This window comes from Sorangium sp. So ce426, assembly GCF_051475585.1.
In the GTDB taxonomy this organism is placed as follows: domain Bacteria; phylum Myxococcota_A; class Polyangia; order Polyangiales; family Polyangiaceae; genus Sorangium; species Sorangium cellulosum_B.
In genome coordinates this window covers 8,999,452-9,019,199 of sequence record NZ_CP150341.1, presented here as the reverse complement: position 1 = coordinate 9,019,199, position 19,748 = coordinate 8,999,452, and the positions used below count along the sequence as shown (strand labels likewise).

The 19,748-nt window shown below is 72.5% G+C and carries 14 protein-coding genes; 4 read left to right on the top strand and 10 right to left on the bottom strand.

Annotated features, from left to right (window positions below; genetic code table 11):
• Positions 1-53 precede the first annotated feature (53 nt).
• The gene (locus WMF44_RS33615; RefSeq protein ID WP_437294137.1) at positions 54-836 is read right to left on the bottom strand and encodes a hypothetical protein; all 783 of its coding nucleotides are present in this window, start codon (positions 834-836) and stop codon (positions 54-56) included.
• Positions 837-1,169: 333 nt separating this feature from the next.
• Between WMF44_RS33615 and WMF44_RS33610 the strand changes: the two genes are divergently transcribed.
• Together WMF44_RS33610 and WMF44_RS33605 are read left to right on the top strand one after the other, a co-directional pair.
• Positions 1,170-2,270 carry an esterase/lipase family protein gene (locus tag WMF44_RS33610; RefSeq protein WP_437294136.1) on the top strand — a complete coding sequence of 367 codons (1,101 nt, stop codon included), beginning with the start codon at positions 1,170-1,172 and terminating at the stop codon, positions 2,268-2,270.
• Between the two features lie 86 nt (positions 2,271-2,356).
• Positions 2,357-4,132, top strand: coding sequence for a hypothetical protein (locus WMF44_RS33605; RefSeq protein ID WP_437294135.1), 1,776 nt, complete (start codon positions 2,357-2,359; stop codon positions 4,130-4,132).
• Between the two features lie 169 nt (positions 4,133-4,301).
• Here the strand turns inward: WMF44_RS33605 and WMF44_RS33600 are convergent, their stop codons facing one another.
• Positions 4,302-5,576: a BamA/TamA family outer membrane protein gene (locus WMF44_RS33600; protein ID WP_437294134.1), complete on the bottom strand. Its 1,275-nt coding sequence runs from the start codon at positions 5,574-5,576 to the stop codon at positions 4,302-4,304.
• Positions 5,577-6,086: 510 nt separating this feature from the next.
• Between WMF44_RS33600 and WMF44_RS33595 the strand changes: the two genes are divergently transcribed.
• Positions 6,087-7,703 (top strand): NTP/NDP exchange transporter, encoded by a 1,617-nt coding sequence (locus tag WMF44_RS33595; protein WP_437294133.1) that lies wholly within the window; start codon positions 6,087-6,089, stop codon positions 7,701-7,703.
• A 2-nt stretch (positions 7,704-7,705) separates the two neighbouring features.
• Here WMF44_RS33595 and WMF44_RS33590 read toward each other — a convergent pair whose 3' ends face one another.
• From WMF44_RS33590 to WMF44_RS33570, 5 genes are all read right to left on the bottom strand, one after another.
• Positions 7,706-9,292: a GDSL-type esterase/lipase family protein gene (locus WMF44_RS33590; protein ID WP_437294132.1), complete on the bottom strand. Its 1,587-nt coding sequence runs from the start codon at positions 9,290-9,292 to the stop codon at positions 7,706-7,708.
• A 33-nt stretch (positions 9,293-9,325) separates the two neighbouring features.
• Entirely contained in the window at positions 9,326-10,843 is a 1,518-nt protein-coding gene (locus WMF44_RS33585) for an FHA domain-containing protein (RefSeq protein ID WP_437294131.1), read from the bottom strand.
• Between the two features lie 303 nt (positions 10,844-11,146).
• Positions 11,147-11,833 (bottom strand): TIGR00266 family protein, encoded by a 687-nt coding sequence (locus WMF44_RS33580; protein ID WP_437294130.1) that lies wholly within the window; start codon positions 11,831-11,833, stop codon positions 11,147-11,149.
• A gap of 15 nt (positions 11,834-11,848) precedes the next feature.
• The gene (locus tag WMF44_RS33575; RefSeq protein ID WP_437294129.1) at positions 11,849-12,517 is read right to left on the bottom strand and encodes a TIGR00266 family protein; all 669 of its coding nucleotides are present in this window, start codon (positions 12,515-12,517) and stop codon (positions 11,849-11,851) included.
• A gap of 20 nt (positions 12,518-12,537) precedes the next feature.
• Positions 12,538-13,233, bottom strand: a complete 696-nt coding sequence (locus WMF44_RS33570; RefSeq protein WP_437294128.1) for a TIGR00266 family protein — start codon at positions 13,231-13,233, stop codon at positions 12,538-12,540.
• Between the two features lie 159 nt (positions 13,234-13,392).
• Between WMF44_RS33570 and WMF44_RS33565 the strand changes: the two genes are divergently transcribed.
• Positions 13,393-15,963, top strand: coding sequence for a protein kinase domain-containing protein (locus WMF44_RS33565; protein WP_437294127.1), 2,571 nt, complete (start codon positions 13,393-13,395; stop codon positions 15,961-15,963).
• 63 nt (positions 15,964-16,026) lie between these two features.
• On the opposite strand, the gene WMF44_RS33560 is transcribed toward WMF44_RS33565, so the two are convergent.
• From WMF44_RS33560 to WMF44_RS33550, 3 genes are all read right to left on the bottom strand, one after another.
• Positions 16,027-16,548 carry a hypothetical protein gene (locus tag WMF44_RS33560; RefSeq protein ID WP_437294126.1) on the bottom strand — a complete coding sequence of 174 codons (522 nt, stop codon included), beginning with the start codon at positions 16,546-16,548 and terminating at the stop codon, positions 16,027-16,029.
• A gap of 9 nt (positions 16,549-16,557) precedes the next feature.
• A complete protein-coding gene (locus WMF44_RS33555; RefSeq protein WP_437294125.1) occupies positions 16,558-18,450 on the bottom strand; it encodes an ABC1 kinase family protein in 1,893 nt (630 codons plus the stop codon).
• Positions 18,451-18,524: 74 nt separating this feature from the next.
• Complete coding sequence (locus tag WMF44_RS33550) at positions 18,525-19,667, bottom strand: serine hydrolase domain-containing protein (RefSeq protein WP_437294124.1); 1,143 nt, start codon at positions 19,665-19,667, stop codon at positions 18,525-18,527.
• Between the last annotated feature and the right edge of the window lie 81 nt (positions 19,668-19,748).

Below are 19,748 nucleotides of genomic sequence, written 5' to 3'. Positions count from 1 at the left end.
GCGGCGCTCCCACCCACCCCATCCGGAAGCGCCCCGCCCCCGCCCGCCGCCCCTCAGGGCAGCGGGCCCGGAGCCGGCAGCGCTCCGCCCTTGCGCACGTACTCGATCAGCGCCGCCGCCATCTGCTTGTCGACCTTCTCGCACTTCGCGGTGACCGCCCCCATCGTCGCGCCCTTGCACTCTCTCTTCCGCTCGATGATGAGCTTGCCCGTCTTCTCGTCGGCCAGGAACGCGTCGCGCGTCTTCTGATCGAGGCTCTTCCACGGGATCGCCGCGAACTTCGGCTTCGGCGGCACGTGCTGCCGGACCTCCTCCGCCATCAGCGTGGCGCACGTCCCGTCCCATCGCAGGACCTCGTAGCCGCCCCCGGCTCCGCTCACGACCATGCCCCCGGTCTCCGGCTCCCGGTGATAGAGGATCAGCACCTCCTCATCGAAGACCAGCTTGTCGTTCGAGGACGACCCGCCGGAGGCGTTCACCGCGTCGGTGTCCCGCGTCAGGTACCCGCGCGTGAACGGCGACCCCTTCGCGAACAGGGTGAGCGCCACGTCCGGATGGAACCCGCTGCAGAGACGCTTCACGAACGCCACCGGCGGCAGACACTCGTTGCCCCGCTGCTCGCACGTCGTCGGGATCTGCCGTGACGCTTCCGCCGCGGCGTCCTCCTCCTTCTTCCCACCTTCACCCTCCGCCGCCTCACCCTCCTTCGCGGCCGGCGCCGCAGCCGCCACCTCGGCCTCCGCACGATCCGGCTCCGACGGAGGAGGCGCCGCGCCACCGCAAGCGGCCAGGGTACCCACCAGCACAAGCGCAAACGAGCTCTGGACAGATCGCATGGCCCACGAACCTACCGGAGCCAGCCCGCCCCTCCGCATGGAAAAATAACGCCGACCCGCGACGCAATGCGCCAACACGGCGTCAAAACCCGTGGCGCATAGCTGCAAGTCGACCGCCGCTCGCACCGCCGCCCGCGACGCAATGCGCTGCACACCACGAATGGTTCAAATTTCCGACAGCGCTTGACATCAGCATCCCATCAGCAGAGTCTGAGCTGATTCCGGCAGGAGGTGGTCGTGCTGGATCTTTCTTCGTCGGCAGTCTCGTCATCGTGTGTTGGCGGTTCGCGTAAGTGCAAGTCTCACACGGGTGCTCGTCGAAGGCGACGGCGGGTGTCCGCTGCTCTGGGAGGGTGGGTGATGGTCGCCTCGTGTGTTCTCCTCGCGGGCTGCAGCGCGGCCGGGGAGCAGTTCGATCCGCCGGCGAGCACCGGCGAAGTGCTCACGGGCGCGGGCGGCGGCTCCGCCTCGGGCGGCTGGGCGAGCTCTTCGGGCTTGTCGGACGACCCGGACGACCCGGGCGAAGTCGGCGGCGGCTGGCCGTCGGGCAAGCTCGGGCCGCCGTATCCCATCGTGCTCGCTCACGGCTTCTTCGGATTCGAGGACTTCGCGGGCGCGGGATACGTCAGCTACTTCTACAACCTCAAAGAGGCCCTCGCCGAGAGCGGCGAGACGGTCTTCACGCCCGCCGTCGACCCGTTCAACAGCTCCGAGGTCCGCGGCGCGCAGCTGCTCGCGCGGATCGAGCAGATCCTGGACGCGACAGGCCACGAGAAGGTGAACATCATCGCCCACTCGCAGGGGGGGCTGGACGCCCGCGTTGTCGCGCACGACAGGCCCGATCTCGTCGCCTCGATTGTCACCGTCGCCACACCCCACCTGGGCTCGAAGGTCGCCGACGTGGCGCTCGAGCTCGTCGCCCACGAGCGCCTGCAGGACATCCTGGACGATCTCATCAACGCGATCGGCGCGCCGCTCTACGATCAGATAGGCAACGAGACGAGCGTCTTCGCGGCGCTCGAGCAGTTCTCGACGCCCGGCATCGCGGAGTTCAACGCGAGGTTCACCGATTCCCCCGGGGTGTTCTATGCCTCCTTCGGCGGGCGGACGAACCGCGCGCGCGGCGGCAGCGACTGCTCGACGCTCACCCCGGCGCCCTTCGTCGCGCAGTTCGACGACGGCCTCGATCCGGTCCACCCGCTGCTGTCGCTGACCGAGACCCTGCTCGACGGCGGCATCGGCGAGTCGTTCCCGAACGACGGCCTGGTGCGCGCGCGGGACGCGCGGTGGGGGGACTTCTGGGGCTGTATCCCGGCCGACCATTTCGACGAGATAGGCCAGCTCTTCGGACAGAGTCCTGGCGCCGGGAACCCCTGGCTCTATATCGACTTCTACCGCTCCGTGATCGCGCGGCTCCGGCAAGAAGGCTTCTGACGAGCCCGCGCTCGCCGGCGCTTGCCCGCGCTACCCCGCCGAAAACCGCCCCGAGCGGCCGCCCTCTCCACTACCATCACCCGCCGATGCTCACGGCGCCGCTCACCCGCGCTCTCCCGCTGCTCGCCCTGCTCAGCGCGGCGTGCAGCGGCGACGTGCGCCGGTTCCCCCTGCGCGATCCGGTCTGGCGCGACGCCGACCTGAGCCCCGTCTCGCTGCCCTGCCGGCCCGATCCCGAGGCGCCCAGCGACGATCCGCAGCACCGCCTCTGCTCGCCCGCTCCCTACGAGTCCTCGTTCGCGTGGGACGCCGCCGACAACCTCGTCTTCCGGCCGGTGACGCGCTTCTTCGCCGTGGAGCCAGGGGGCGAGGCGGCCAACGTGAACAGCGTCGACGAGGTGCCGGACTCCAGCTGGTTCACGAACCGGATCGGCAAGCGGCCGCTCTCCGCCGAGGAGCTGGTGCGCGGGCCGTGCGGCGACAGGACGCTGGATCCCGAGGCGCCGGACGGGTCCTGGGTCATCGACATGGGCAAGCCGAACGGCGCGAACCCCGGCTTCCGGATCAAGGTCGAGGGCGTCGGCAAGTTCATGCTCAAGGCCGACCCCTCGGACCAGCCCGAGCGGGCCACCGGCGCGACCGCCATCGCGGCGCGCCTCTACCACGCCGCCGGCTTCTGGGCGCCGTGCGACAGCGTGGTCTACCTGAAGCCGTCGGTCCTGAAGCTGTCGCCAGGGCTCACCGTGACCGACAACAGCGGTGTCGCCAGGCCCTTCGATCAGGCGGCGCTCGACGGCGTGCTCGCCAAGGCCTCGAAGCGTGGCGGCCGGGTCCGCATGGTCGCCTCGCGCTGGCTCCCGGGCCGCGCCCTCGGGCCGTTCCGGTACGAGGGGACCCGGGAGGACGATCCGAACGACGTCATCCCGCACGAGGACCGGCGCGACCTGCGCGGGGGGCGCCTGCTCGCCGCCTGGCTCAACCACTTCGACTCGCGCGAGCAGAACTCGATGGATGTCTGGCTCGCCGAGGACCCGAAGGACAAGGACGCGTCGCCGGGCCACGTGCGCCACTACACCATCGATCTCGGCGACTGCTTCGGCAGCGAGTGGGAGTGGGAGGAGATCTCGAAGCGCCTCGGCCACGCCTTCTACTTCGACGCCGAGTACGCGCTCCTCGACTTCGTGACGCTCGGCATCCCCGAGCGGCCCTGGGACCGGGCGAGCCACGATCCGCGGGGCGACATCTTCGGCTTCTTCAGCGATCGCGATTTCCGGCCGGAGGCCTGGCGCGGCGGCTACCCCAACCCGGCCTTCGGGCGGATGACCGAGCTCGACGGCGCCTGGGCCGCCCGGACGCTCGCGCGCTTCACGCCGGAGCTCATCGAGGCCGCCGTGAAGACCGGCGACTTCACGGCGCCGCGCCACACAGCGTTCCTGATCGGCAAGCTCCTCTCGCGGCAGCGCGCGATCATGGCGCGGTACCTGACGCGCCTGTCGCCCATCGCCGACGTCGCCCTGGCCTCGCCGGCGGCGCTGTGCGGCGTCGATCTCGCGCGGCGCACCGGCGTCGCGCGCCCGCAAGACCTCCGCTACGAGGCCGCGATGTACGCCGGCGACTCGCTCGCCCTGCGCGCCCGGCCTGTCGTGCGCCCCTCGCCGGACGGCCGCGTGTGCCTCGCGCTCCCCCACATCGCCGCGGACGGCGGCGCGCCCGACGACGCGCCCTCGCGCTACGCCATCATCGATGTCCTGAACGGGCAGGCCCCCGGTCCGCTGCGCGCCCACCTCTACGACCTCGGCCCGCGCCGCGGCTACAAGCTCGTCGGCATCGAGCGCCCCGAAGACGCCGAGCCGCCCAACTGAGGTCCTCACCCTGACAATTGCCCTCATTTTCAGAGAGAAATTGAACAGGGAGGCGGGGAGACGGGGAGATTTTTGGGATCTTACTCCCCGTCTCCCCGCCTCCCTGTGAATTTCTCCGAAAGTTCGAGGGGAGGCTTCAGGTCCCCGCCGGACATTCGCTGTCGCTCGATCAGAAACCGTGGGTGGCGCCGATCATGAACCGCAGCTCCTGCAGGCCGGCCCCCTGCTCGAAGGTCTCGGTCGCCGAGCCGATCAGGACATCGATGGAGTGGTCACGCTCGCCTCTCGTGCGCAGGCCGAGCACGAACGACATGCGGAGAAGGTCGAGATCGAAATCGCGGAGGTGCTCGCCGAACACGTTGCCCGCGGCGACCTGCACCGTGCCGTCGACGAACGCCCAGACCGGATAACGGTACTCGAGCGTCGCCGCGGCGGCGCTCCGCCCGCGGAGGCGCCCCTCGCGGAAGCCCCGCATCGGCGCGTCGCCGCCGAGCTCGGCGAGCTCGGTGAAGGGGACCTCCGCGGCGCCGAGCGGGTCGGCGAACGCCGCCGAGAGCACGAGGCTCACGATGCGATCGTGCCCGGTGAGGTCGACGAACCCGCCCAGCGAGCCGCCATAGCGGATCCACCGGCTCTCCAGCGGCCGCTCCAGGTCGACGGCGTGCTCTCCGGACAGCTCCAGCCGGACGCCGTTGCCCCGCGCCGGGCGCGGCAGGCGCGAGTCGAGGCCGGCGCGGCCCCCGATCCGGTAGGCCGTATATCCGGTGTCGTACGACGGGGGCATCGGATAACGGCCGCGCGCGACCCGGACGCCGACCGTCCGCCAGCAACAGACGTCGTGGAAGTCGACCGTCTTCGCGCCGGTGATCGCCTCGACGAAGCTGAACGCCCCGAAATCGGCGTGGAGCGTCGCCGTCCCCTCGACGCTGCGGGCGTTGTAGCGGGCCCGGTCGCGCTCCAGCGAGCTCGGGCCGATCCCGGAGAACAGCCAGTCAGGCCGGGTGTCCGCCTCGCCGCGGAGCTTCAGGTGAGCGCGCTCTCCGAGGGGGATCCGGTCGGCGATCGTGAGCCTCCACCAGTCGACCCCGCCGGTCGCGGCGTGGACACGGAGCTCGTTGCCGGGGACGAACAGGTCATCATAGAAGAAGTAAACGCCGATGCTCTCGCGAAAGCCGAAGTCGAAGAGCGCCGTCGGGACGATACCGATGTTGTCGTTCGGCCCGAAGGTGAAGATGTCCTTGAGCTCCCTGAGCCACTCGCCCTGCTCCGCCGCGACGGTGAGCGCGCCGAGCGGCCGCCGGACCAGGTACTCGCTGGCGAGGTAGGCGGGGAAGAACACGACGCGCGGCACCCAGAGCAGCGCGTCGCCGGCGCTCGTCACCTCGTCCGGGCGACCGTCGTAGTCCGGCACAGGGCGCTTCGCGCCGGGCGCCAGCGGCGCCACGGCGGAAGGTCGTGGCGGTCTAGCAGGCTCTGCCTGCGCGCGAGGAGCCGCCGGCGTAGCAGGCTCTGCCGATGTGCGAGGCGCCGCCGGTGGCGCCCCCGGGACCACGGGCGGCGGCGCGGCGCCCCCCGCCGGAGGCGCGGCCTGTGCCTCGGCGCACAGCGACAGCGCGGCGCAGCTCGCGAGCGCGGCCACGCGCCGCCGAAATGCCGTGCCGAGCGCGCGCGTCGGTCCCTTCTCGTTGGTGCCCAATCCGCCTCGCCTCTCGCACGGAAACACGTCGCGGCGCGGGAGCATAGCGGAGTTCCCGACCCGGGAGACGCCTGTCTGCGCGGCGCGCCTGTCGCGCGTCCACGCGACTGCGCGGCGGGTGCGGCGGTTCACACGCCCGGCGGCGAGAGGGAGGTTGCCGGCCGGGACCAGGCTCGATAGCCTCCCGCGCTCGGCATCTCGGCATCGGTCCTGTGCCGGTGCCGCCAGAACGGCGGTTTTCCGGGCATGGAGCGGCGGGTGGCGAGCACAGGCGAGAACGAGACACGGGCCCGGGGCGTGCTTCACAGGCTCCTCGCGATCTTCGCCGAGGTGAAGCCGCGCGAGGTCTTCAGCGTGCTCGTCCTCACGCTGAACGTATTCCTCCTGCTCACGGGCTATTACCTCCTCAAGGTGGTCCGCGAGCCGCTGATCCTCGCGGGCGGCGGGCTCGAGATCGGCGGGCGGCGGCTCGACCTCGACGGCGCCGAGGTGAAGGCCTACGCGGCGGCGGGCCAGGCGCTCCTGCTCGTGGGCGTGGTCCGCGCCTATGGCGCCCTGGCCAGGCGCTTCGGGCGCATGCAGCTCACCACGGCGCTCACGCTCTTCTTCGCCTCGAACCTCGTCCTCTTCTTCCTCCTCGCGCGCCTCGGCGTCCCCCTCGGGGTGCCCTTCTATCTGTGGGTGGGCTGCTTCAACCTCACCGTGATCGCGCAGTTCTGGTCCTTCGCCAACGATGTTTACACGCCCGAGCAGGGCAAGCGGCTCTTCGCCATCGTCGGCATCGGGAGCTCGCTCGGCGCCATGCTCGGCGCGCAGATCGCGAAGCGCGTCTACGTGCCGATCGGCCCGTACAACATGATGCTGCTCGCGGCGGGCGTGCTGCTCGCCTGCCTGGGGCTCACCTACCTCGTCCACCGCGACGACCTCGCGGGCTCGAAGGGCGCCGCGGACAAGGCCGACGCGCCGCCCGGGGGCGCGGCGGGCGGCTTCAAGATCATCGCGGGCGACCGCTATCTGCTCCTCATCGCCGGCCTGACGCTCGTCCTCAACTGGGTGAACTCGACAGGCGAGTACATCCTCGATCGCACCCTGATCGAGTCCGCCACGAGCGCGCTCCACACGGGAAGCGAGCAGCGCGGCGCGCCGGACGCGGCCCCCGCCGGCGCGGCCCCGGGCGCGCCGCTCGCGGCGGGCGCGCCGGTCTACCTCGTCGATCCGCAGGCGTCGCGCCTGCTCGAAGGGAAGATCGCCGCCGTCAAGGGCGGCGCGTTCGACGTCGAGGCAGGCGGCAAAGTCGTCGAGGGCGCCGGGGCGGGGCTCGTCCACCCGCGCACCGAGAAGGGGAAAAAGGCGGCGCTCGGCGCGATCATCGGGACCTTCAAGGGTGATTTCTTTTACTGGGTCAACACGTTCGGCGTCGTCCTGCAGCTCTTCTTCGTCTCCCGCATCTTCAAGTACCTCGGCGTGCGATTCGCCCTGTTCATCCTCCCGGCCATCGCGCTGCTCGGCTACGCGTCCCTCGCCGTCCTGCCGGCGCTCGCCGTCGTGCGCGTCGCGAAGATCGCGGAGAACAGCGCCGATTACTCCATCCAGAACACAGCGCGGCAGGCGCTCTTCCTGCCGGTCGGCCGCGACGCCAAGTACAGCGCCAAGGCGGCCATCGACACCTTCGTCGTCCGCGCGGGCGACGTGCTCGCCGCCGTGGGGGTGATCGCCGGCCAGGTGCTCGCGCTCTCCACACGCCACTTCGCGATGGTCAATATCGCCCTCGCGCTCGTGTGGCTCGGCGTCGTGGCCGGCATCGCCCGGGAGCACAGGCGCCGCGCCGCGGACGAGCCGGCGGCGCCGAAGCCCGACGACCTCGAGGCCGCGTAGCCTCAGGGCCGCGCGGCGCTCGCCTTCCAGCCCTCGTAGGCGTCCATCAAGGCCAGGTACAGCCAGCGGCCGATGACCTCGGCCCCCGCGCCCGACGGGTGCGCGAGATCGGCGCCGCCGAGCCCGCGCCGGGCCCAGATCCCCATCGAGCCCGAGCCGCCCATCGCGCCGAAGGTGTCGAAGTAGCCGCAGCCGACCTGCCCGGCCACCCTGCGCTGGATCGCCGCGAGCTTCGGGATCACCGGGCGGCTCCGGTACACCTCGCCCTTCTTGTCGGCGCGGTCCATCGGGCCCACCAGCAGGCACGACGACCCGGGCAGCGCCGCGGTCACCTGCTCGAGCACCGCCTTCATCGTCGACTCGTATTGATCGAGCGGGAACAGCTCGCCGTCCTCGCTCTCGTTCATGCCGTAGTGGAACACCGTCAAGGACGGGCTCCGCGCGCGCAGCTGCTCGGCGAAATGGGCGTCGTCGCTCTTGTCGAGGAAGCGGATGCGGCAGCCCTGGATGCCGATGGCGTCGAGCACCACCCCGGGCGTGTCCCGCTCCATCCAGACGCCGAACGCCCGCACCCCCGGGCCGTGCGCCCGCACCTCGATGGAGTGCGGCCCGTCCGGGACCTCGTAGGTCGCGATCGCCGAGCTGGCCGCGTCGGCGCGCGTGTCGATCATCTCGCGGCTCTCGCCGTCGATCTTGACCTCCATCCGCCCGCCCTCGGGGTGCTTCAGGTAATCGACGGCGAACCGCGAGACAGCGCGCCCGTAGGTCCCGGACTCCGCGGTGCCGAAGCGCGAGAACACCCCCGCGCCCTGCGAGCGGAACGACACGCCGCCGAGCCCGTAGAGCCCGTCCTTGGCGAACGGGCCCACCACGCGGCTCACCTGCCAGCCCGGGCCGGCGAAGCGGACAACGTCGTTGTGGAAATATCCCGGCCAGGCGTTCGCCATCAGCATGAACCCGTGGCCGGCGTCCCCGAACCGCTTCTGCAGCTTGCGCCGCAGCGTCGCCGTCACGAAGTCGCTCGCCACGATGGAGTCGCCGAAGTAGGTGATGCGCGCGATCGACTGCGGCGCCTTGCGCTCCACCGCCGCGAGCGCGCGGAAGAACGGCGTCATCGCCTCGCCGCTCGGGTCCTCGATCGGCCGCGGCGGCTTGCCCTCGGAGGCGACCGCCGCCGGCATGAGCTCGGCGGCCGCGGCCGGCAGCGCGACCTCCTCGGGCTGGCGCAGCTCGGCCTGCTCGGTGGTCTCGGTGACGAGCGTCGTCTCGCCGACCGACGCCACCGGCGCCGGCGCCGGGACCACGACGAGCCCCTCTCCCTCGGGCAGCGGCGTGAGCAACCGCAGCCGCGACAGGCTCGGGTGCGCGTAGGGGACGAGCACGAGCAGGGCGAGCGTCGCCATCGCCCGGGCAGCCGGCGAGGCGAGCCCGTTCCGCGCCGGCGAGCTCACGGTCACGGCGCCTCCCTCGCGCCCGGCCGGAGGCCCATCGCGCCCGCCCGGCGGGGGCGCCTCGTGGACGTGGGCCTCGCGCGCGTCCGGCGCGTGGACGGCCGGCTCGTGAGCCGTGGTGCTGCTCCTGGAGGTCATCGACGCACGTGGGAAGAACGATGGAAGCGGCGGCTACAGGCCCTTCTTGTCGAGCTTGTCCAGGGCCGCCGTCGCCTTGTCGCGGCAGACCGCGTCGCCCTGGTGGATGCAGATCGCGCGCAGCAGCTTGATCTCGCTGGCCGACGCCTTCCCGTTCCAGACCTTCGGCTCGAGCGCCCGCCGCTGCGCGGGGTACGAGCTCGAGTCGAGGCCAGAGCTCGCCGGCGCGGCGCCCGAGGCCGAGGGCGCCGGCGCCGAGGCCGAAGCCGAGGGCGTGGGGGCAGGTGCAGGCGCAGGCGCAGGCGCGGATTGCGGCAGCCAGGACGCCGGCGAGCCGACGTGCTGCGGCGCCGGCTCCGGCTCGGGCGGCGCCTCGGGGTCGACCTGCCGCCGCATCTCGGCCACCCGCGCGCGGAGCGCCGTCGGGACGCCCGTCGTCTTCGCGATCTCGTTGAGCAGCGCGAGCTTCTCCTCCTTCGTCCCGGCCTGCTCGACCTGCCGGAACATCCCCTCCGCCCAGCGCTCCTCGATCTCCTTGAAGCGCGGCGTCTCCCGGACCGGCGACGTCTCGGCGATCTCCTGCAGCTTCCGGTGCGCGGCGTCGATGTCCCCCGAGCGGAGGTGCTCTTGCGCCGCGTCGAGGATCTTCGCGTCGTCGCCCGCCTGCGCCGCCACCACGGGCCTCACGTCCGGCTCGGGCGTCGTGGACCCGTGCGACCGGGCGCGCGTGGCCACGATCACGGCGATGACGACGATCAAGGCGACCGCGAGCAGGAGCCCCATCGCCTTGCTCGCCCCGCCGAGCGAGCGGGACGACGGCGCGGAGGGGGCCACGCTCCCGTAGGCGCCCGGCGCCACGCCAGGCCCGCCGTCCGGCCCCGCGCGAAAGATCTTGCCAGCAGCGACGAAGCGGAGGCGGACGTCGCCGAGCTCGAGCGCGTCGCCCGCCTCGAGCAGGCCCCGCTTGAGCTCGACGCCGTTGATGCGGACGCCGTTCGCGCTCTGCTTGTCGACGACCTCGTAGCGGCCGCTGCCGAGGCTGATGAGCTCGGCGTGCAGGCGGCTCACGGAGCTGTGGTTGATCGAGATGGTCGCGTCCTCGGAGCGCCCGATCGTGAAGCGCTCGCCGTCGAGCGGGAACTCCGCGCCGGGGGTCGGGCCGACGACCATGACGAGCCGGTTCGGGCGGGTGTGGAGCGGCAGGTGCGCCGTGCTGCGGCTGCCCGGCGGCGGCGTCGGGCTCGTCACGGCGGACGAGAGCGCCTCGTCGACGATCTCGATGCGGTAGTCGCCGAGCTGCACGAGGTCGCCGTGGCGCAGGTGCTGCTCGCCGGTGACGCGCCCGCCGTTGACGTACGTGCCGTTGTAGCTGTCGAGATCCCGGATGACCCAGCCCTGGCCGTTCTTGGCCAGCGTGGCGTGGGTGCGCGAGACGTTGCGATCGGTCAGCCGGATCGAGTTCGACTCTCCGCGTCCGAGCGCGTACTCCTCATGGGCGAGGGGGAGCCCCGTCTGTTTCCCCTCGTCATCCTCGATCGTCAGCTTCCACATAGCGGGTTCGGGGTACTCGGGCGGGGCCAGGCTCGCCCCGCGAGCCCTTGTGGATCCGTGGCACCTACCGTTCGCCGTACGAGCCTCCTCAGCGAGGCGGGACTACTTTAGCGAGTCCGCCTCCGGGAAGGCAATGACGGCGCGCGGCCCATGGCGGGCGGCCGGGACCGCGCCGTCGCCAGCGCCGAAATCCACGAGCGCGCCTCGGATCGCCGCGCGCCGGGCAACCGCCGGGCGGGCCAGGCAGGCCGCCCGCCGGCGCGGCGATCCCGGAAGGCCTGGCCGGACCTCCGGCGGCCGGAGCTAGTGGCCGCCGCCCACGGGCCGGAACGGATGGAGGAACGCCGAGAGCGCCCCCGGGTTCCGGGTCTGCAGCCAGAGCCTCCCGTGCCCCTGGAACTCGCAGACGAGCCCCTCGCCGGACAGGAACAGGCCCTTCAGGCCCGACAGCTTGCGCACCTGGTACCTCAGGCCCTCGGTGAACGCGAGCAGATGGGTGTTGTCGCAGAGATAGCCCTCGTGCTGGCGACCGACGTCGATCGCGTGGATACCGCCGTAGCTCGAGAACCAGATCTGCCCCTCGCCGTACGCCCGGAGCAGCGACAGGCCGCCGGCGAAGAAGCCCTTGGCCCCCTGCCACTTCGTGTCGAGCGTGATGCCGGGCGTGGAGGCGAGATAGGCGCCCGACTGGAGGAACACCTCCATGCCCGAGCGCAGCACGAGGCGCTCGATCGAGCCCTCGGGGGCCGGCGCGAGCCGCATCGACTGCATGGGCGCCGTCGCCGTGAAGGTGCTCTGGAAGAGGCTCTCTCCGGCCGTCATCCTGCGCTTGAGCGCGCTGGCGAGCCCGCCCTGCAGGCTGGTCTTCATGTCGATGGCCGCGTCGCGCGCGACCATCGCGCCGCTCTCCGCGACGATCTGCTCGCCGGCGTGCTCGAAGGTCACGTGGAGCACGCCGAACTCGGGGTTGCCTCGGATCTCGTCGCGCACGCCGTCCCCCGATCTCTAGGGCTGCCGCGGGGCGAGCCGCGCGCCGATCGCCGCGCCGTACCTGCCGGCGTTGCGCGACTGGACCCACAGGCTGCCGTTCCCCTCGACGTGGCAGACGAGGCCCTCGCCCGAGAGCCACGTGCCGAGCCACGTCGACGTGTTCTTGCCGATCCGGCAGGCGAGCGTCGACTCCCACGCTGCGATGTGCCCCGTGTCGATGACGACGTGGCCTCTCACCTCGAGCTCCTCGAGCGCGCCGAACGCGCCGATGATCATCCGCCCCTGCCCGGCCGTCTCCAGCGCGAAGAGCCCCGCCCCCGAGAAGAAGCCGCGCAGGCCGGACGAGCGCGTCCTCACGTCGACATCGGGGCTGGACGCGACATAGGCGCTGCTCTGGACGCACCATTGCCGGTCACCCACCTCCAGCACGGCCATGTCCCCGGACAGCGGTGTCGCGAACAGCACCTCTCCGCGCCCGCCCTCCGCGGCGAACGCGTTCCTGTAGAACGACTCTCCGGCCAGCATCCGCTTCAGGCCCGACATGAGGCCGCCCGACTGCGTCTCCACGCGCACGTTCGTCGACATGCCCACGAGCGCGCCGCTCTCGGCGAACACGCGCTCGCCCGGGTCGAGCCAGCACTGCGCGAGGGCCTGGGAGGGACGGTAGAGGAGATTCACCTGCATCGGACGTCTCCGCCGCTCCCTCAGGGCGGGAGCAGCGGCGCGAGCCACCCCACGAGCGCGCCGGCGCTGCGCGACTGGATCAGCACGCGGCCGCGGCCCGAGAGCTCGCACACAACGCCTTCGCCAGAGACCATGAGGCCCATGAGCCCGCCGCCAGGGCTCCTGATCTTGAGCGCGAGCGACGCGTCGAACCCGACGAGGTGCCCGCTGTCCACGACGAGCGAGCCGTCGCAGGCGAGCTCCTCGATCGCCCCGTAGCTCGTGATCCAGAGATCCCCGACGCCGGAGGCCTCGATGAAGAAGGCGCTCTCCCGCGCGAGGATGGCGCGCAGCCCACCCCAGCGCACCTTGACGTCGACGTCGCCCGCGCTCGCGAGGTACGAGCCCGCGCCGAAGAGCACCGTCTCTCCCTGGAGGCGGACGTGCTTGATGCCGCCGCTGAGCGGCGGGGCGAGCCACACCCACCCGCCCTCCGGCGCCTCGATCCGGTTCACGAAGAACGTCTCGCCCCCCGCGAGCTTCCGGAGCAGCGCGACGAAGAACGCCTTGAGCCGCCCGAGCAGCCCGGCCCCGCGGCCCGCGTTGAGCCGGACCTCCGTCCGCAGGCTCGGCGACCGCGCGACCATCGCGCCCGCCTCCGCGAGAAGCGCCTCGCCCGGATCGAGGGTCACCTCCAGCAGAGAGGACGACGGCTCATGCTTGGTGCGATGCTGCATTCGTCCACCCGCGGAGCGCGTACATATAACGGAGCGACGCCAGGAGCGGAAGCGGGAAGAAGGTATGTCGAGGTGAGCAGGACGCGGCGAATTTCATGTTTTCTGTCCGGTGGTTCGCTCGCGCTGACTTCTCCCCTCCAGCGTGGGTAGACTGAGCGGGTGAGCGACAGGCGACTGACGGCCTCCGAGCCGACGCCCCGCAGCGAGCCGAGCCATGGGTCTGGCTTCGTCGCGGCGCCTCAGCGCATCGCCGGGCGCTACGAGATCCTCGGCCTGCTCGGCACCGGCGGCATGGGCAGCGTGTACCGCGTCCGCGACGTGGAGCTCGACGAGGTGGTCGCCCTCAAGATGCTCCGCCGTGATCTCGCTGACTCCGCCGGCATGCTCGAGCGCTTCCGGCAAGAGGTGAAGCTCGCGCGCCGCGTCACGCACAGGAACGTGGCGCGGACGTTCGACTTCGGCGACCACGACGGCGAGAAGTTCCTCACGATGGAGTGCGTCGAGGGCGAGTCGCTGCACAGCGTCCTCGCGCGGACGGGCCCGATGCCGTCGCAGCAGGCCATCGGCATCGGCTGCTCGCTCTGCGACGGGCTCGGCGCCGCGCACGCGGCGGGCATCGTGCACCGCGACCTCAAGCCCGAGAACGTCCTCATCGACAAAAACGGGCGCGTCGTCATCACCGATTTCGGCATCGCGCGCACCTCGTCCGGGCCGAGCGCCGGCGAGTCGCAGGGCTTCGTGCTCGGCTCCCCCGCGTACATGTCGCCGGAGCAGCTGACCGGCGAGCCCGACCTCGACGCCCGCACCGACATCTACGCGCTCGGCATGATCCTCTTCGAGTGCCTCACCCACCGGCGCGCGTGGCCGGGCGCCGGCGCGATCGCGGCCGCCATGTCCAGGCTCAAGTCCCCGCCGCCCGACCCGCGCTCCGTCCGTCCGGACGTGCCCCTCGCCGTCGCGGACGTCGTCCTGAGGTGCATGGCGATCCGCCGTGAGGACCGCTACGCCAGCGCGGCCGAGGCCCACCGCGCGCTGCTGCTCGCGCGCTCGCGCGTGTCGATCGCCCCGCAGCCGGCGCAGTCGCTCGTGTCCGCCATCGCCGCGTCCTCCACCACGGCCGCGCCGACGGCGCCGCAGCCGATCGAGCAGAACCCGACCCGGGTCGCCGCGTCGTCCGTCGAGGCGGTCACGGCGCCGCAGCGGCGGCTCAACTCGCCCACGCTGGCGGCGCCCGTGCCCACGCCCGCGCCGACGCCGACGTCGTCGCTGAAGACGGTCGCCGTGCTCCCGTTCCGCAACGTCGGCGCGCCGGACGACGAGTACCTCGCCGACGGCTTCACCGAGGATCTCACCGACACCCTGTCGATGACCGCCGGCCTCAAGGTCCGGCCGCGCGCGGCGGTCTCCCGGGTGCGGCTCGACGGCCGCGATCCCAGGGATGTCGGCCGCGAGCTCGGCGTGCAGGTCGTCGTCGAGGGGTCGATCCGCCGCACCGGCGGCGGCGGCTACGCGCCGGATGGGCCGCGCTCGCAGCCCCCCGCGCCGTACTCGCGGCCGGCGTCGCGCGCGCCGTCTGGCGGCGTGCGCGTCACCGTGCGCGTCATCGGCGTCGAGGACGGGTTCCAGCTCTGGGCGAAGCGGTTCGACAGCTCGCCCGAGGCGCTGCTCACGGTGAGCGACGACGCGGCGGGCGCGATCGCCGCGGCGCTCACCGTCGACGCCGCCAGCCGCGAGCGCGAGTCGCCGAGCGACCCGCGCGCGATCGACCTGTACCTGCGCGCGCGCCACCAGATGCGGCGCCTCTGGTACGGGGACGCCGCGCCGGCCGTGGCGCTGTTCGAGGAGGCGCTCTCGTTCTCCCCGAACGATCCGAGCATCCTGTCCGGCTACGCGATCGCCTTCGCGCGGCTGATGGGCGCGCGGGGCGAAGGCGCGGCGCAGTTCGCGAAGGCGCAGCAGGCCGCCGAGCGGGCGATCGCGCTGGCCCCCGCGCTCGGCGAGCCGTGGGTGGCGCTCGCCACGGTCCGCTTCAGCGCGGGTGATCCGGTCGGCGCCGTCCCGGCGCTGCGCAAGGCGCTCCAGTGCGCGCCGAGCCTGGCGAAGGCGCACGAGCTGCTCGGCCGCATCCTCCTCGAGGCGGGGCTCGTCGACGAGGCGATGTTCCGGCTCGACACGGCGCTGGTGCTCGATCCGAGCGAGCCGTTCCCGCGCTGGGAGCTGGCGCGCGGCCGCGCGCTGCTCGGCGACTGGCCGGCGGCCGGCGTGCTGCTCGACCTGCCGGCGGAGGACCCGTCGAGCCGCTTTCACAAGGCGGTGATGCGCGCCCGCTTCGGGCTGTGGCGCGGCGCCGCGTTCCCCATCGACGATCTGCCGCTCGCGACGGAGACCATCCCGATCCAGTACGCGCGCATCTACCGCGACGTGCTCGCGACGTCGCGGCTCTCGGACGAGCAGCGGGCGTTTTTGAGCGCGAAGGCGGACAGCTCCGAGCCGGGCAGCCGCCTGCGCCCGCTCTTCTTCCAGATGTACGCCGAGATCCTCGCCTTCCTCGGCGACGACGACGCGCTCTTCCGCGTGCTCGCCGGCGCGGTGGACGCAGGGCTCTTCGACGCCTTCTGGATGCAGCGCTGCACGGTGCTCGACCGCGCGCGCGCGGACGCGCGCTTCGCCCCGCTCCGCGCGCGCGTCGAGGAGCGGGCCGCGGCGATCATCGCCGCGTTCAGGGCCTGAGCGCCGCGGCGTCGCGGCGTGCATCTCAGCGCGCGCGGCATGCGAGCGCCTCGCGCGCGGCGCTCAGCTCCTGCGCGCGTTCTTGGCCGCCTTGGAGACGGCGGGCATCAGCAGGTCGCCCTCCACGTGGCCGGAGACGTCGAGGATGGTGCGCCCCTCCGCGTCGCGCCCGGGGCGCTCCCGCGTGTAGCGCTCGGCGGGCGCGGCGAGCACCACGCCGAGGTCGCGCGCGGCGCCGGTGAGCTCGGCCGAGAGCGCCTCGTCGACGAGGCGGGCCCGCTCGCCGCTCGACGAGCCGGCGGGGATGGCGACGGCCACCGAGCCCGCGACGACCCCGTCCTTCGCGAGCAGCCCGTGCGGCGAGCCGGTCGTCTGCGCGAGCTTCAGCGCGACGCGCGCCGCCTCGCAGCGGTCGCGCGCGGCGGCGAGCGACGCCGCGCCGCGGCGGAGGATCTCGCGCGCTTCCTCCGCGGGAGCGCCGCGGTACGTCTCGGCGAGCTCCGCGTTCTCCTCCCTGATCCGCGTCACCTCGGCCTCGGCGGCCGCGACGTCGGCCTCGTACTGGGAAAGATCGATCGAGCTCATGGCGTGTCGTCACCCTCGGTTCGTGAACAGGAGGCTCCCTGCGAGCAGCGCGCCGGCCGCAGCGGCGCCGTACAGGCAATAGCGCGCGAGCGCCGCCTGGCCAGCCAGGTGCAGCTCTAGCCCCGCGAAGCCGGCGGCGATCGCGAGCGTCGCGTAGATGAGCTGGCGCACCCCCGTATAGACGAGCGACGCGGCCTGCGCGAGGCCGCGGATCTTCACCTCGGCCTCGCCGCGGTTGGCGCGCGTGAGGTACTTGCGCAGGTCGTCCGGGATCGTCAGCGCCTTGATCCCCATGTCCTTCGCCGCCTCGAGGGCGATCTGGGCCCAGTCGCGGCTGCCGAGGACGAAGTCCTGCAGGTAGGGGCGCACGACGTCCATCGGGTTCAGGTCCGGATCGAGCTGCGTGCAGACGCCGGTCAGGAGGAGGAGGGTGCGCTCGAGCAGCACGAAGTCGCGCGGCACGTGGAACGCGCCGGAGAGCTCCTTCAGCCCGATGTTCATGCGCCGGAGGTCGATCAGGCTCTCGATGCCCTTCTGCGGGTCGAGCTTGATGTCCTTCAGGTTGAACGACTCGAGCTTCACCTCGTCCTGGAAGCGCTGGTGGAAGAACTCGACGACCTTCTCGCTGACGTCGACGGCGTCCCGCCGCGAGAAGAAGCGCATCTTGCGCAGCGCCTTGATGATCCCCTCGGTGTCGCGGCGGATCACGGCCTCGAGGAACTCGGGGATGCCCTCGCGCATCTCCTGGGAGAGCTCGGCGACCGCGCCGAAGTCGAGCAGGACGAGCTCCCCGCCCGGCCCGACCAGCATGTTCCCCGGGTGCGGATCCGCGTGGTAGATGCCGTCGATGAAGATCTGCTGGCAGAAGACCTGCACGATCTGCCGGGCGAGCGCCTTGCGATCGACGCCGTGCGCGTCGAGCGCCGCGACGTCGCCCACCTTGATGCCCTCCACGAACGTCGTCGTCATCACCCGGCGCGTGCAGTAGGCCTCGATGGGCCGGGGGAACCGGACCTGCGGCTGCTTCGCGAAGTTGTCCGCGATGCGCACGATGTTCCTGGCCTCGCGCACGAAGTCGAGCTCCTCCAGGATCATCGAGCGGATCTGGTGGTAGTAGGCGTCGAGCCCCTGCACGGGGACGAACTGCGCGACGATCGCCATGATGCGGCGGATGGTGCGCAGGTCGAGGCGGACGATCTCGTCGATGTCGCGGTGCTGCACCTTCACGGCCACGCGCGTGCCGTCCATGAGCCACGCCTCGTGCACCTGGCCGAGCGACGCGCTCGCGAGCGGCTCCCTGTGGAAGCGGGCGAAGACCTCGCCGATGGGGCGCCCGAGCTCCTCGGCGATGCGCGCCTCGATCTCCTCGTAGGGGCGCGGCGGCACCTGGTCCTGGAGCCCCTCGAGCCCCGCGCGCAGGGTCGCGGGGAGGAAGTTCGCCATGATGCTGAGCATCTGGCCGACCTTGATGAAGAGGCCCTGGAGCTCGACGATCGTGCGCTCGATGCGGCGGGCGTTCCTCGCGTGGACCTCGTCCACGCGGTTGTTCGCCCACGTCTCTCCGAGGAGGCGGCGGAGGAAGAAGAACCAGAGGTAGCTCGCGAGGACGGTGAACGTCGTCAGGTACGCGCGGATGAAGCGGCCGCTCTGCGCGGCGTTCTGGCGCAGCGAGCTCTGCCTCGCGGCGGGGGTCTGCGCGCGCCGCGGCGCCCTCGCGGATCCGGGCGGCGGGGCGTGGCCCGCGCCGGGAGGCCTCGGCGCGCCGTCCGCGTCGCGCGCGCCCTCGTGCTCGCGCTGGACCACGCCGGGGCGCGGCGTGCCGTCCGCGCGCGGCGGCTCTGCGGGCGAGCGAACCAGCCCGGAGGACGGGCCCAGCTCTTCGGGGACGGCGCCGTGGGACACCGCGGCAGCCTAGCATCGCTCCGCGCCGGCCCGCGAAAACGCGGGAGCGATGCGGCGCGCCATCCGCCCTCGCGTCATCGCGCCTGCGCCATGGCCTCCGCGATCGCGTCATAGACGGCGGGCCGCGCGCGACGGATCGCGTCGGAGGTGCGCGTCGGGTGGACGCGGTTCGTGAGCAGCACGCCGACGAGCTCCGCTTCCGGATCGATCCAGAGGCTCGTCCCGGTGAAGCCGAGGTGGCCGAAGGTCTGCGGTCCGAAGCGCGCGCCGGAGCTCGGCCTCTCGCCGCTCCTGCCGTCGAACCCGGCGCGCAGCGACCCACCCGGGCGCGGCGTGATCAGCCGCGCCACCTCGTTGCGCGAGAGCCACTCCGGCCGCTCGCCCGCGAGCGCCTCGAGCAGCGCGACCCCGAGCCGCGCCACGGACATGGCGTCGCCGAAGAGGCCCGCGTGCCCGGCCATCCCGTCGCGCGCGATCGTCCAGGCGTTGTCGTCGTGCACCGCGCCGCGGATCACGCCCCCGCGGAACGCGACGTCCTCGGTGGGGACGACGCGCTCATCGAACCGCGGATCGCGCCGCCGGAGCGCGCGGACCGGCGCGACAGCGAGCCCGAGCGGCCCTGTCACCTCCCGCGCGACGACCTCGTCGAGCTCGGCCTCGCCGCGCCGCGCGACGGCGGCGCCGAGCAGCAGGTACCCGAGGTCGCTGTACACCGGCGGGAACCCGCTGGCGGCCGGATCTCCCTCGCACTCCGCGCGGCGCCCGTTCGCGCACTCGAGCAGCGCGCCGAGGGGATCGATCGGCGCGTCGTCGCCGGGCGGATGGAGCGGGCGGTGCGCCTCGAGCCCGGCGCGGTGAGCGGCGAGCAGCTCGAGCGGCACGCGCGCCGACCGCGTGCCGGCGAGCTCCGGCAGCACCTGCCCGAGCGGCTCGTCGAACCTCACCTTGCCGGCGCGGGCGAGCCTGGCGAACGCGAGCGCGGTGAACGGCTTCGTCACCGACGCCAGATCGAAGATCGCGTCGCCCGTCGCCGCGGCCGGCGTCGCGCCGCGGGCGCCGGCCGGCGGGCTGTCTTCCTGCCACAAGCGTCCAGCGGCGCCTGCTCCGTACCGGACGTTGTCTCGCGTGCGCACGGCTGCGGCGACGCACGCGCATGGCGCGGCGCGGTGCGCTTCGATCGCGAGCGCTGCGATCGGCGTGAGATCGACGGGGGTCATGGCCGAGGATGAGGAGGGCTGGGCGCCCGTGTCAAACGAGCTCTGGCGGCGGGCGGGATGAGCCGGGCGACGCGTGGACAA